Origin of the sequence: Amycolatopsis ruanii, assembly GCF_003385175.1 — a bacterium.
Taxonomy (GTDB): Bacteria; Actinomycetota; Actinomycetes; order Mycobacteriales; family Pseudonocardiaceae; genus Amycolatopsis_E; species Amycolatopsis_E thermalba.
The window spans coordinates 18,113-30,953 of the sequence record NZ_PQHY01000075.1 but is presented as its reverse complement, the minus strand read 5'-3'; the positions used below and the strand labels follow the sequence as shown (position 1 = coordinate 30,953).

Annotated in this window: 14 protein-coding genes and 1 tRNA gene; 10 read left to right on the top strand and 5 right to left on the bottom strand. The window is 73.1% G+C overall.

What is annotated here, in order from left to right:
• The first annotated feature begins 253 nt into the window (after nt 1-253).
• The 3 genes from D0D28_RS29085 to D0D28_RS29075 all read left to right on the top strand — a co-directional run bounded on the left by D0D28_RS29085 (nt 254) and on the right by D0D28_RS29075 (nt 3,973).
• Nucleotides 254-859 carry an RNA polymerase sigma factor gene (locus D0D28_RS29085; protein ID WP_162830724.1) on the top strand — a complete coding sequence of 202 codons (606 nt, stop codon included), beginning with the start codon at nt 254-256 and terminating at the stop codon, nt 857-859.
• Nucleotides 856-1,341, top strand: a complete 486-nt coding sequence (locus D0D28_RS29080) for a carboxypeptidase regulatory-like domain-containing protein (RefSeq protein WP_116114115.1) — start codon at nt 856-858, stop codon at nt 1,339-1,341. Before D0D28_RS29085 ends, D0D28_RS29080 begins: the two co-directional genes overlap by 4 nt.
• 244 nt (nt 1,342-1,585) lie before the next feature.
• Nucleotides 1,586-3,973, top strand: a complete 2,388-nt coding sequence (locus tag D0D28_RS29075; RefSeq protein WP_430732408.1) for a CHAT domain-containing protein — start codon at nt 1,586-1,588, stop codon at nt 3,971-3,973.
• Here the strand turns inward: D0D28_RS29075 and D0D28_RS29070 are convergent.
• Nucleotides 3,970-4,410, bottom strand: coding sequence for an SRPBCC family protein (locus D0D28_RS29070; RefSeq protein WP_094008734.1), 441 nt, complete (start codon nt 4,408-4,410; stop codon nt 3,970-3,972). The genes D0D28_RS29075 and D0D28_RS29070 overlap by 4 nt on opposite strands.
• Nucleotides 4,411-4,501: 91 nt before the next feature.
• Between D0D28_RS29070 and D0D28_RS29065 the strand changes: the two genes are divergently transcribed.
• Entirely contained in the window at nt 4,502-4,798 is a 297-nt protein-coding gene (locus D0D28_RS29065) for an antitoxin (protein ID WP_116114112.1), read from the top strand.
• Between the two features lie 3 nt (nt 4,799-4,801).
• On the opposite strand, the gene D0D28_RS29060 is transcribed toward D0D28_RS29065, so the two are convergent.
• Together D0D28_RS29060 and D0D28_RS29055 are read right to left on the bottom strand one after the other, a co-directional pair.
• Nucleotides 4,802-5,755, bottom strand: a complete 954-nt coding sequence (locus D0D28_RS29060) for a prephenate dehydrogenase (RefSeq protein WP_116114110.1) — start codon at nt 5,753-5,755, stop codon at nt 4,802-4,804.
• A gap of 21 nt (nt 5,756-5,776) precedes the next feature.
• Nucleotides 5,777-7,003, bottom strand: a complete 1,227-nt coding sequence (locus tag D0D28_RS29055; RefSeq protein WP_162831226.1) for a M20 metallopeptidase family protein — start codon at nt 7,001-7,003, stop codon at nt 5,777-5,779.
• A gap of 58 nt (nt 7,004-7,061) precedes the next feature.
• Here D0D28_RS29055 and D0D28_RS29050 point away from each other — a divergent pair, with 58 nt between their 5' ends.
• From D0D28_RS29050 to D0D28_RS29035, 4 genes are all read left to right on the top strand, one after another.
• Nucleotides 7,062-7,544, top strand: coding sequence for a tRNA adenosine deaminase-associated protein (locus D0D28_RS29050; protein ID WP_094008738.1), 483 nt, complete (start codon nt 7,062-7,064; stop codon nt 7,542-7,544).
• 1 nt (nt 7,545) lies between these two features.
• Entirely contained in the window at nt 7,546-7,998 is a 453-nt protein-coding gene (locus tag D0D28_RS29045; protein WP_116114105.1) for a nucleoside deaminase, read from the top strand.
• Between the two features lie 50 nt (nt 7,999-8,048).
• The gene (locus tag D0D28_RS29040) at nt 8,049-8,261 is read left to right on the top strand and encodes a CsbD family protein (RefSeq protein WP_094008740.1); all 213 of its coding nucleotides are present in this window, start codon (nt 8,049-8,051) and stop codon (nt 8,259-8,261) included.
• Between the two features lie 45 nt (nt 8,262-8,306).
• A tRNA-Ser gene (locus D0D28_RS29035) sits at nt 8,307-8,393 on the top strand.
• Nucleotides 8,394-8,446: 53 nt separating this feature from the next.
• On the opposite strand, the gene D0D28_RS29030 is transcribed toward D0D28_RS29035, so the two are convergent.
• On the bottom strand, nt 8,447-8,926 hold the full coding sequence (locus tag D0D28_RS29030) for a hypothetical protein (RefSeq protein WP_240323400.1): 480 nt from the start codon (nt 8,924-8,926) through the stop codon (nt 8,447-8,449).
• 219 nt (nt 8,927-9,145) lie between these two features.
• On the opposite strand from D0D28_RS29030, the gene D0D28_RS29025 reads away from it, so the two are divergent.
• Both D0D28_RS29025 and D0D28_RS29020 read left to right on the top strand, forming a co-directional pair.
• The gene (locus D0D28_RS29025; RefSeq protein ID WP_094008742.1) at nt 9,146-9,547 is read left to right on the top strand and encodes a hypothetical protein; all 402 of its coding nucleotides are present in this window, start codon (nt 9,146-9,148) and stop codon (nt 9,545-9,547) included.
• A 181-nt stretch (nt 9,548-9,728) separates the two neighbouring features.
• Entirely contained in the window at nt 9,729-12,053 is a 2,325-nt protein-coding gene (locus D0D28_RS29020; RefSeq protein ID WP_346009505.1) for an endonuclease/exonuclease/phosphatase family protein, read from the top strand.
• Nucleotides 12,054-12,385: 332 nt separating this feature from the next.
• Here the strand turns inward: D0D28_RS29020 and D0D28_RS29015 are convergent, their stop codons facing one another.
• Nucleotides 12,386-12,643 (bottom strand): YbaB/EbfC family nucleoid-associated protein, encoded by a 258-nt coding sequence (locus D0D28_RS29015; RefSeq protein ID WP_094008744.1) that lies wholly within the window; start codon nt 12,641-12,643, stop codon nt 12,386-12,388.
• Nucleotides 12,644-12,841 lie beyond the last annotated feature (198 nt).

The window sequence follows — 12,841 nt, the reverse complement described above, 5'->3', positions numbered from 1 at the left end:
CAGCGGGGGAGGGGGGCGTGCGCCGGCTGGCACTCGACGTCGTCGGGGCCGGCCGGCACCTGCTCCGGGCGGAGCTGGCGCGGCCGTGGGAGGTGGAGCCGCGCCGCTCCGTCACGTTCGTGCTCGTCGTGACTACTCCGAACGAGTGATGTTGTGTATCTGGCTTCGGCCTTCGTCCTCTGCACGGTGACAGGGCCGGAGATACTGCCAAGCGCTGACCCGAGGAGTACCACGCGAAGTGGGGGCGAACGCGGTGACCGAAGCGAGGACCGCCGAGGCGGACCCGTCCTGGGAGGGACTCCGCGGACCGGAGCTGTTCGAGGCGTGCCTGGAGGCTGCCCGCGCGGGCAACAGAAAAGCCCTGAACCGCCTGGTCGCCGAGCTGACCCCGCTGGTGTGGAACGTGGCGCGCGGACAGGGGCTGGACACCCATTCGGCCGAGGACGTGGTCCAGACCGTGTGGCTGGCGCTGGTCAGCCACCTCGACCGGCTGCGCGAACCGAAAGCGCTGGCCGGCTGGCTGGTCGTCACCGCACGGCACGAGTCGCAGCGCGTGCGTGGCCGGAAACCGCCGCCGGTGCCGTTGACCGACGAGCTGGCCGAGACCGTGGCGAGCACCGAACCCGCGCCCGAGGCGGAGGTGCTGCGCAGCGAGCGCGACCAGCGGCTGTGGCACGCCTTCCGCAAACTCCCGCAGCGGTGCCAGGAGCTGCTGCGGCTCACCGTGCTGGCCGGCCGAGCCGAGTACCGGCTCGTCGCGGAAGCGCTGCAGATGCCGCGCGGCAGCATCGGGCCCAACCGCGGCCGCTGCCTGAAAACGATGCGCGAACTGCTGGACATCGAAGGGGGCAGCGCATGAACGACATCGGCGTGCCGGGGGGTGGGGCCCACCCCGACGACGAAGCGCTCCTGGCCGATCTGGGGCGGGTGCTGGCCGCCGTCGACCCGCCGCCCGAGGGACTGGTCGAGCGCGTGCAGTTCGCCCTCGAGCTGGAGAACCTCGACTTCGAGATCGCCCAGTGGGAGCGGGCCGATCCGGCGCTGGCCGGCGTCCGCAGCATCACCGACGAGGGCACGATCACGTTCACGGTCAGCGACCTCACGGTGATGATCAACCTGACCAGGGTGGGGCACTGCCACCGCATCGACGGCTGGCTGGTGCCCGCCGCCGCGGCCGGGGTCGAGGTGCGGGTGGCCGAGCACGGTTCGTCGTCGACGGTGGCCGACGAGGGCGGGCGGTTCGTGCTCGACGAGGTGCCGCGCGGGACGACCCAGATCGTGATCTCGGTGGGTGGGGCCAGCAGCCGCCGCACCGTCGTCACGCCCGCGGTCGTGCTCTGAGTTCGACCGGCCGCCCCAACTGGTCCCGGGATGTGCTCAGATAGACCGCGTGGCGGCTCTGCGTGATCTCCGGCGTGCGCTGGACCGGGCATCGGAGCTGCGCGGCCGGGCCGCCGACGCCGCGGGCAACTTCCGCAACGTCGAAGCGGTCCGCCTGTTCAACCGGGCGCTGCGGGTGCTGGCGACGGGCCCCGACGACGTCGAGTGGATCACGCTGCGGGCCCGGGTCCTGCTGGGCCTCGCGATGCCCGAGGCGGAAACCGGATCGGCCGCCGACGGCCTGCGCCACCTGGACGAGGCGCTGCTGCTGACCGAGCGCCTGCCGTGCGGACCACCCCAGCGGGTCCTGCGGGCGCTGGTCGGCGCCCAGCGCGCGCTGGTGCTGGGCCGCGTCGGCCGCCTGTCCGAGGCGCTGGCCCTGTTCGACGAGATCCTGCCGATGCTGGAGGCCGAGGCCGACGACAACGGGCTGTCCCTCACCCGCAACCTGATGAACCGGGCCAACATCCACGTCGAGATGCAGCGGCCGGACGCGGCACTGGCGGACCTGCGGCGCTGCCTCGAGCTGGCCACCGAGCACGGGCTGACCCGCCTGGAGGGCAAGGTCCGGCACCTGCTGGGGGAACAGGGGCAGCTCCTCGGCGACATCCCCGGCGCGCTCCGGCACTACGAGCAGGCGGCGCGGATCTACCAGGACGCCGCTCCCGGATGGCTGGCCCGGTTGCGGGTCGACCAGGCCAGGGCCCTGCTCGTCGCCGGGCTGGCCGAGGACGCGGCCCGGCACCTCGACGAGGTCCTGCCCGAGCTGCGCGCCAGCCGCAACGTGCAGGACATCGCCGAAGCCGAGGTCGCTCGCGCGGCGGCCGCGATCCTCGACAACGACCACCGCCGGGCACGCAAGCTGGCCGAGCTCGCCCGGCGCCGGTTCCTCCGGCGCGGCAACGAACGCTGGGCCGCGGTCGCCGCGCTGACCCGGCTGCGCGCCGACGCGACGGAGGTCCTCGGCGGCTCTGGCCGTCCCCCGGCGCGGCTCGCCGCGGGCCTCGCCGCGCACGCCGACCGCCTGGGCGAACTGGGGCTGCGGGACGAGGCGGCGCTCGCGCGGCTGCTCGCGGTGCGGCTGCTGCTGCGCCGGGGCGAGGTCACGGCGGCGGGCGAGCTGCTGGCGCGGGTTCCGCGGCCGCGCCGCACCACCCCCATCGACCACGTCATGCTGCTGCGGTTGTGCCGGGCCGAGCTCGCGGTGGCGACCGGCCGTCCCCGGGCCGCGCTGGCGCAGGCGCGGGCCGGGCTGGACGAGCTGAGCCGGGTTCGCGACCGGATGGGCGGGCTGGACCTGGTGTGCGGGACCGCGGTGCACGGCCAGGAACTGGGCCGGCTCGCGGTCGGTCTCGTGCTCGGCACGACCCGCGGCCACGCCGGGGCGCGCCGGCTGTTCGCCTGGCAGGAGCGGACCCGCGCGCAGGTCTACCGCTACGAACCACTGCCCGCGATCGACGATCCGGTGCTCGCCCGGCTGATCACCGAGATGCGGCAGGTGCAGCGCCTGGCGCAGCAGAACCGCCTGGAGGGCAGGCCGGTGACGGCGCTGGAGCAGCGCTACGCCCGGCTGCAGCGGGAGGCGGGCCGTCTCGGCTGGTACACCAGCCCGTGGGGCCGTCCCCGCCCGGTCTGCTCACCCGAAGAAGTCGCCGCCGAGCTGGGCGAACGCGTGCTGGTGAGCCTGATCGGCCAGGACGGCGAGCTGTCCGCGGTGATCGTGCGGGACGGCCGGTTCCGGCTGGTCCGGCTCGGCGGCCTGGACGTGGTCGTCGAGATCACCAAGCAGTTGCACGCCGACCTGAACGCGCTGGCCCCGGACCACCTCCCGCTGCCACTGGTCGCGGCCGTCACCGCGTCCGCGGAGAAGCGGGCCCGCCTGCTCGACGAGCGGGTCGTCCGGCCGCTCGCGGACGCGATCGGCGACCGCGAACTGGTGATCGTGCCGACCGGCCAGTTGTACGCGCTGCCGTGGTCGGCCCTGCCGTCGTTGCGCGGGCGTCCGCTGTCGATCGCGCCGTCGGCCACGGCGTGGGTGAGCGCGATGCGCCGGGAGCCGATCGACCCGGTCGTGCTGGTCGGCGGGCCGGACGTGCCCGGCGCGATCGGCGAGGTGAAGCAGCTGCGGGCGGTCTACCCGTCGGCGACGCTGGTCGACGGTCCGGCGGCGACCAGTTCCGCGGTGCTGGCGGCGCTCGACGGGTCCGGCCTCGCGCACCTGGTCGCGCACGGCGCGCACGAGCCGGCGAACGCGTTGTTCTCGCGGCTGGAACTGGTCGACGGGCCGCTGTTCGCGCACGAGACCGCGCAGCTGCGGCGCCCGCCGGACCGGGTGGTGCTGGCCGCGTGCGAGCTGGCCATGAGCCACATCCGGCCGGGCGAGGAGGCGCTGGGATTCGCCGGCGCGCTGCTGGCGAGCGGGTCCCGCACGATCGTCGGCGCGATCGCGCGGGTCGGCGACCGGGCGGCGGCGGAGGCGATGACCGACCTGCACCAGCGGCTCGCGTCCGGCATCTCCCCGGCGCTGGCCCTGGCGCACGCGACCGCCGCGGATCCGCTCCGCCGCCCCTTCCTCTGCCTGGGCGCGGGCTAGCGCTCGGCGGCCTTCACCAGCTTCGCGGACAGGAACCTGATCGCCCCCGCCAGCGCGGCGCGCACGACCGGCCCGCTGCCCGGCACCTTCTCCCGGAACGAGCCGCGCCAGGTCAGCCGCGTGCCGGTGCCGTGCGGCTCGAACAGCACCTCGGCGCGGTAGTCCCGCACCGGCGCGGGCTCGACGAGCGTGTAGACGTGGCGCCGGTCCGGCTCGTACTCGACCGTCTCCTCGCGCGTCAGCAGCGGCCACGCGCCCACCTTCCGGATCGCGCCCACCCCGCCGACCGGATCGGCCCACCGGTCCCAGCGGGACACGACGATGAGCGGTTTCGCCCACTCGGACCAGCGCGCGCCGTCGGTTTCCAGCCGGAACAGGGTTGCGGGCGGGGCGCTGCTGGTGCGGGTGACCTCGAAGGTGAACGTCCTGGCGGGCATCGGTGACCTTTCCGCTCGGGTAGGGGTTACCGAGCAGTAAACCAGGGGCTTACCGGATGCGGGGGCGCTGACCTTGGGGTTTCATTGGTTCATGGGCATCAACTTCAACGAGATCAAGAAGAAGGCGCAGCAGGCGCTCGGCCAGAACGCCGACAAGATCGAGCACGGACTCGACAAGGCGAGCGGGTTCGCCAAGTCGAAGTTCGGCCAGCACTCCGGCAAGATCGACAACGTCACGTCGAAGGCGAAGGACTTGCTGCACAAGCAGTCCGGCGGCGGTGACGGCGAAGCCGGCCCCGGCCCGGCCGGTCCGCAGGGCGGACCCGGTCCGGCCGGTCCCCAGAGCGGACCCACCGGACCGACGCAGCCCGGACCGACCCAGCCGTAACCCTTACGGCACCTCGCCGATGGCGGTGTCGTCGGTGAGAGCGGTGATGCGGCCGCCGCGTTCGCCGAGCGCTCGCAGGCCGTCCCGGGCGTCCGGTGCACCCAGCGCGACGCGGACGCCCGACAGTGTGGCCTGCCTGGCGGCCGCAAGCGCTTGCGCGCCTTCGTGACCCGAGTTGATGCTGACCGCGAGGCCGCCGGTCGAGGCCAGTGACCCGCGCATGGCGCCGAGCCGGCCGAGTGCCTCGTCGAGCACCGGCAGCAGCGCCTCGCGGTTGCCCTCGGTCATCGCCCGGACCAGCTCCGGGCGGGTGGCGGCCACGCGGGTGCCGTCGGTGTAGGAGCCGGCGGCCAGTGCCATCGCGACCGGCCCGCCGTCCGCTCCGACGGCCGCGAGCACGGCGGCGAGCAGGTGCGGCAGGTGGGAGATCCGGGCCACGGCCTCGTCGTGCGTCGCCGCGGTCAGCGGCACCACGTGCGAACCGAGGTCGATCGCCAGCCGGGCGACCTCGGCCCACGCGGACAGATCGGTGTCGTCCTCGACGCACACCACCCAGGCCGCGCCACCGAACAGCGCCGCGTTGCCCGCGCGCCAGCCGGACTCCGCGGTGCCCGCCATCGGGTGGCCGCCGACGAACCGGGCTTCCGGCGCGAACGCGCGGGCGGCCGTCAGCACGCCCGTCTTCACGCTGGTCACGTCGGTGAGCAGGCACGTCGGCGCGTACACGTTGACGGTCCGCAGCACCTCCTCGACGGCGGTGAGCGGAACCGCCAGCACCACCAGCGCGTCCCGGTCGGCGGCTCGCCGCAGTGCGGCCTCCACGTCGGTCGAGGCGTCGAAGCCGTCAGCGGCCGCGGCCTCGGCGTCGGCGGCCGAAGTCGTCGCGCCCCACACCTCGCGCCCCACCGCCGCGGCCGCGCGCAGCACCGAGCCGCCGATCAACCCGAGCCCGATCACGCATACGTCTCGCACGGGGCGTCATCCTGCCAGGGCGTCGAGCGCGAAGGCCGCGTACATCGCGACACCCTTCGGGAAAGCGCCTTCATCGTGACGCACGCGGTTGGAGTGGTTGGTCGGCGCCTCTGCCGGGTCGAGGTCGGGCGGGCACGCGCCGAGGAACGCGAACGCGCCCGGAACCCGTTGCAGCACATAGGAGAAGTCCTCGGCACCCATGATCGGATCGGGCATCAGCTCCGACCGGCCGAGCACGCGCTGGGCGAGGTCCAGCACGCGCAGCGCCTGGTCCGGGTCGTTCACGGTCACCGGGTAGCCGGGCTCGATGTCGACCAGCACGCGGCAGCCGTGCGCCTCGCCGACCGCCTCGCACACCTTCGGCAGCTCCGCCTTGACCAGCGCGCGGGTGGACTCGGACAGCGTCCGGATCGTGCCGGCGACCTCCGCGGTCTCCGGGATGATGTTGGTCGTGGTGCCCGCCTGGATGCGGGTCACCGACACCACGGCCGGGTCGAACACGCTGATCCGCCGCGTCACCATCGTCTGCAGCGCGCCGACCATCGCCGCGGCCGCGGGCACCGGGTCGATCGCGTTGTGCGGGCTCGAACCGTGCCCGCCCTTGCCGGTGACCAGGATCGTGAACGTGTCGTTCGACGCCATCAGCGGCCCGGGACGCGTGCTGATCAGGCCGGATTCGACGTGGGAGAGCAGGTGGATGCCGAAGGCCCGCTCGACCCGCGATCCGGCCGCGTCGAGCACGCCTTCGTGGATCATGTGCCGCGCGCCGTGGTAGCCCTCCTCACCCGGCTGGAACATGAACACGACCGATCCGGCCAGCTCGTGGCGGTGGGCGGCGAGCAGCCGTGCCGCGGAGGCGAGCATCGCGGTGTGGCCGTCGTGGCCGCAGGCGTGCATCGTCCCGTCCACTTCGGAGGCGAATTCCAGCCCGGTGTCCTCCTGCAGCGGCAGCGCGTCCATGTCGCCGCGCAGCAGCACCGCAGGTCCGTCCTCCTCACCACGCAGCACGGCGGTCAGGGCGGAGGTCGACTTCCCGTCGACGATCTCCAGCGGCAGGCCGTCCAGCGCGCGCCGGACGGCGGCCCGGGTGTGCGGCAGGTGGAGGCCCTGCTCGGGGTGGGCGTGGATCTCGCGGCGCAGCGCGACGGTGGCCGGTTGCAGAGCCTCGGCTTCGGAGAGCAACGCGGCGAGCCGGGTGTCCGGCAATGGGGGCAACTCGGTGGGTCCCGTCATCATCCGATCCTCGCAGAGCGACTGCACCGATGATCCGTCCAGGTATACGGTGTGCGCTATGTCGGTGAAGGAGCCGGTTGCGGGATTCGCGGTCGCCGTGGTCCGTGAGGACGGCAAGTGGCGCTGCAGCGCGCTCGACGCCGGTGCGCTCACGGGGTTGGACGCCGCCATCACCGAGCTGGCCAAGTTGCGGTCCACCGGGGCCGTGTTCGGCCTGCTCGCGGTGGACGACGAGTTCTTCGTGATCGTGCGGCCGAGCCCGCGCGGACCGTCCCTGCTGCTCTCGGACGCGGCGGCGGCGCTGGACTACGACATCGCCGCCGACGTGCTCGACGTGCTGCGGGTCGAGCCGCCGGACGAGGAGGACGACTCGATCTGGCCCGAGGGCGACCTCGACATCCTCGCCGACGTCGGCCTGCCCGGGCCCGAGCTCGAGGTGATCGCCGGCGAGGTCGACCTCTACCCGGACGAGCAGCTGCAGATGATCGCGCAGCGCTGCGGGTTCGGCGGCGAGTTCACCGCGCTGCTCGACGAGATCTGACGTGTCCGACGCCGACCTGGTGTCCGCGGCGCTGGCCGCGGCGCGGGAGGCCGGCCCGGACGTGCCGATCGGCGCCGCGGTGTTCGCGCCCGACGGCCGCCTGCTCGCCCGCGCCCACAACGCCCGCGAGGAGCTGGGCGACCCGACCGCGCACGCCGAGGTCCTGGCGCTGCGGGCGGCCGCCCGGGAGTTCGGCGACGGCTGGCGGCTGGACGGCTGCACGCTCGCGGTGACGGTCGAGCCCTGCACGATGTGCGCGGGCGCGCTGGTGCTCGCGCGCGTGGCCCGGGTGGTGTTCGGGGCCTGGGAGCCGCGTACCGGCGCGGTCGGATCGCTGTGGGACGTGGTGCGCGACCGGCGGCTCAACCACCGGCCGGAGCTGCGCGGCGGGGTCCTGGAGGCCGAGTGCGCCGCGTTGCTGGCCGATTTCTTCGCCGGTCACCGGGACGTGTGACGCCGCGCGAGGTGGGGTAGCCCGTTGTCGACCGCGTCGAAGGAGGGTCGATGAACGTCGTGAAGAACCGGATGACGAGCCGGTCCCGCCAGGCCAAGGGCGGGGCGCGTGAGCTGTTCGGCCGCCTCACCGGCAACCGCCGTCACCAGACGGCCGGTCGTGCCGAGCGGATCCGCGGTGTCGTGCGCGAGACGACCACCGAGGTCGCGGACTGGGCGGCCACCGCCGCGCGGGACGCGCAGCGCCGCTTCCGCACCAGGTGAGGAGTGCCTGCAAGCCGCTCGTGGGCGTCTAGTAACCTAGTCGGCGGTAGCGTGTCCGAGCGGCCGAAGGAGCACGACTCGAAATCGTGTGACGGTTGACCCCGTCCGTGGGTTCAAATCCCACCGCTACCGCCGGATCGAACGCCGGGTTTCCCGCCAGGGAGGCCCGGCGTTCGTCGTTTCCGCTACCCGACGTCGACCGTGATCTCCTCCGCGGTGGCGCCCTCCACGGCGAGGGTCAGCGTCGCGGTGGTGAAGGTCACATTGAGCAGCTTGGCCGTCCAGAGCGGGTTCGGGCACGCCGGCACGGCCGGGACCCCGGTCGGTTTGCTCGTGAGCGCGAAGGTGTACTGCCCGTTGTGCGGGGTCTGCTGCCGCCCGCTCGTCGCGGTGATCTCGACCTCGGTGTCCTGACCGGTCACGAGAACGCCGGCCGGGTTCACGCACTCGACCTTCGCGGTGCCGGTGGCGGTGGCGGTGATCTCGAAGGTCGTGCCGCCCAGGCCGGCCACCTTGCCGGCGCATTCGAACCGGGTCCCGGTGTCGGTGCACACCGCCGCGTTGCCACCGCCGGTGACGAAGTGGCCGTTGTCCGCGTACGCCGGAGCCGCGGCGAGGCACGCGACGGCGAGCGCGCCCGCGAGGGTGCCGATCATCCGCCTCATGTGCCTGCCTTTCGTTGGGAAACCCAGTTTCGGCTCGGCGGGTGGCCGGTGGTGGCCCGCTCACGCGGACGGGCGGTCCGGTTCCCTCGTCCGGGGCCCGCAGGCTGCCCGTACCGGCCGCCCGTCGCCTGCGGGAACGCCCGCGGGAGGTGCCTGGGATCGGCCAGCACCCGGTCGTAACTTCAGCTTCTTGCCGATCAAGTCTTCTGGGGGTACTCGATGAGACTGCTCAACATCCGCACTCTGTCCGCCGCGGCGGCTGTGGCGGCCGTCGCGGCGCTGGTTCCCGCCGGCACCGCCGCCGCCATGCCCGACCCACCCGGCGACGGCTGGGACCACACCTTCACGGCTCCCGGTGTCACCGTGTACGTCGAGGAGTACGGCGACCGCATCTCCGTCTGCGACAGCGCGGCCAACGGTTCCAGCGCGCAGGTCAACGTCTGGGCCAACGGTGGGTGGCGCTACGAGGCCGTCGCCAACGGCGGCTTCGCTACCTGCGTGATGCACTCGGCGAAGGACGGTGGTGCCTACAACCTGCCGGAGGGCGCGTACATCGAGCTGTACTACAAGGGCGAAAGCACCGGTTGGGCCACCAAGAGCTCGTACACCAACGACCACTGAGGCACCCGCCGTCGGTCGTAGGCCGGGTGGACGAACCGTTACCGGTTGTTGCCGCTGAGTCTTCCTTCGTCTCACCTCATCGAGGGAAGATGCCTCGACTGATGATCAGACGAGGGGACTCAGGGTGACGACCAGTCGAAGAATCGGTGTGCTCGCCGCTGCCGCTCTCGCCGGTGTGACCGTGGCCGTCGCACCGGCGTCGGCGGCCAGCGCGGATCTCGTGATCGCCGAGGTCTACGGCGGCGGTGGCAACAGCGGGGCCACGCTGACCAGCGACTTCATCGAGATCGCCACCGCGGGCGGCAGCGCGGCGCTGGACGGCTGGAGCGTGCAGTACCTGCCCGGCTCGCCGAGCGCGTCGAGCCGGTGGCAGGTCACCGCGCTGACCGGTTCGGTCGCGCCGGGCGGCCGGTACCTGGTCGCCGAGGCCACCGGATCGGGTGGCGCGGTCTCGCTGCCCGCCGCCGACGCGGCCGGGTCGATCGCGATGTCCGCGACCTCCGGCACCGTCGCCCTCGTCCAGGGCACCACCGCGCTGACCTGCCTCACCACCGCCGACTGCGCCGCCGATCCGCGCGTCCGCGACCTCGTCGGCTACGGCTCGGCGACCGTCCGCGAAGGCAGCCCGACGGCGGCGCCGAGCAACACCACCTCGGCCGCCCGCGCCACGCTGACCGACACCGACGACAACGCCACCGACTTCACCACCGGCACGCCGACCCCGGTCAACACGAAGGGCGAGACCTCCGGCGGCGACGCGGGCGGCACCCCGGCCAAGATCCACGACATCCAGGGCACCACCCGGCTCTCGCCGCTGGCCGGCAAGAAGGTCACCGGCGTGACCGGCATCGTCACCGCGCTGCGCACCTTCGGCTCCGCGCGCGGTTTCTGGATGACCGACCCGCGGCCCGACGCCGACCCGCGCACCAGCGAGGGCGTGCTGGTGTTCACCGGCTCGACCACGCCCGCGGTGGCAGTCGGCGACGCCGTCACGGTCTCCGGCACCGTCACCGAGTACTACCCGGACGGCCGCGCGAACTCGACCTACCAGTCCACCACCGAGATCACCGGTCCGAAGTGGACCGTTCAGTCGAGCGGCAACCCGCTGCCCGCGGCCACCCCGATCACGCCGGCCACCGTGCCCGGCGCGGTCGCGCCCCAGCCCGGTGGCAACATCGAGGGCCTGCCGCTGGAGCCGGCGAAGTACTCGCTGGACTTCTGGGAGTCGCACGAGGGCGAGGTCGTCAGCGTGCTGGACGCCGGCGTCGTCGGTCCGTCCACCGAGTACAACGAGATCTACGTGACCACCAAGCCGCGGGAGAACCGGACCGACCGCGGCGGCACCGTCTACACCGGATACGACACGCCGAACACCGGGATCCTCAAGATCGAGTCGCTGATCCCGTTCGCGCAGCGGCCGTTCCCACAGGCCGACACGGGTGACACGCTCGCCGGTCCGACCTCGGGCCCGGTGGAGTACGACAGCTTCGGCGGGTACACGCTGCAGGCCACCGTGCTGGGCGAGGTCAAGGACGGTGGCATCCAGCGCGAGGTGACGCGCAGGCAGTCGCCGAGCGAGCTGGCCGTGGCGACCTACAACGTCGAGAACCTGTCCGCTGTGGACGATCAGGAGAAGTTCGACCAGCTGGCGCACGGGATCGTGGACAGCCTCGCGTCACCGGACATCGTGACGCTGGAGGAGATCCAGGACAACAACGGTGCCGAGGGCGAGGGCGACGGCGTGGTGGCCGCGGACCAGACGTTGCGGCGGTTCACCGACGCGATCGTCGCCGCGGGCGGCCCGCGCTACGAGTGGCGGCAGATCGACCCGCGGGAGGGGATGGACGGCGGCGAGCCGGGCGGCAACATCCGGGTCGGGCTCCTGTTCAACCCGCGCCGGGTGTCGTTCGTGGACCGCCCTGGTGGCGACGCGACCACCGCGGTGTCCGTGGTGCGGGAGCGCGGCAAGCCGCACCTGTCCGTGTCACCGGGCCGGGTGGATCCGGGCAACGCGGCGTGGGCGAACAGCCGCAAGCCGCTGGCCGGGGAGTTCGTGTTCCACGGCCACACGGTCTTCGTGATCGCCAACCACTTCAACTCCAAGGGCGGCGACCAGCCGACGCACGGCCGCTACCAGCCGCCGGCGCGGAGTTCGGAGGTGCAGCGCGGGCAGCAGGCGCAGGTGCTGCGCGGGTTCGTCGACCAGCTGCTGGCGGCGGACCCGTGGGCGGACGTCATCGTGGCCGGCGACCTGAACGACTACCAGTTCTCGCCCGCGCTGCGGACGCTCACCGCGGGCGGCGCGCTGACCGACCAGATCGACCGGCTGCCCGCCGACGAGCGGTACAGCTACGTCTACGAGGGCAACTCGCAGGTGCTGGACCACATCCTGACGTCGCGGGCGCTGCGGTGGGTCGACTACGACGTGGTGCACATCAACGCGGAGTTCGCCGAGCAGGCGAGCGACCACGACCCGCAGATCATCCGCTACCGCCCGACCCGCTGACACGGCGCCGACCGCCGCCTCTTCGGCGGCGGTCGGTGGTGTGGTCGCTTTGGCTCGCCGCGGGGGTGGGTGGCGGCGGTGGGCGGTGGGTTGTTCGGCCGGCCGTTGGCTGCTGGGTGGCGGTGGTCAGCGGTGCGGTTGCTTGGTCCACCGCCGGATGGTGTGGGGGCGCCGGTGCAGCTGCTGGCCCGCCGCTGAGTGGCGGCCGTCGGCGGTGCGGTTGCCTGGCCGGCCGCCGGGTGGCTGGCGGCGGTCGGTGCTGCCGTTGCCTGGCCCGCAGGGTGGGTGGTGTGTTTGCCTGGCCCGCCGCCGGGTGGTCTGGGTGGTGGTGGTCAGCGGTGCAGCTGCCTGGCCCGCCGCTGGGCGGCCCTGGCGGCCTGCAGCATCGCCTCGGCCAGGTCCATCGGCTTGACGTGCTCGAAGAGGGCGGAGTTGATGGCGACCTCGAGGATCTCCCCGTCCGCGGCGACTCCCACCTCGACCAGGCCCCAGTCGTCCTGGGCGGTGGTGACCTGCTGAGCGGCTTGGCGCCGCCGCGCGACCGGCCGCTCGTCGACGGTCTCGGACTTCGTGGTCAGCTCGCGGTTCACCGGGTTCCTCTTCCTCTCGGCTGCTACGACGTCACCGACTCCCCAGCGGTTCCGTGGGGAACCAACCACAGGCGCGCAACGTCTGGAAGGTCATGAACTGGGTTCGCGCGACCGTCGACCACCTGTCCCGCCGCGAGGTCTCACCCGCGGTGCCGGCAACCCTGCGGAGCGACCTGAGCTGGGCCAGGGCATACGTCC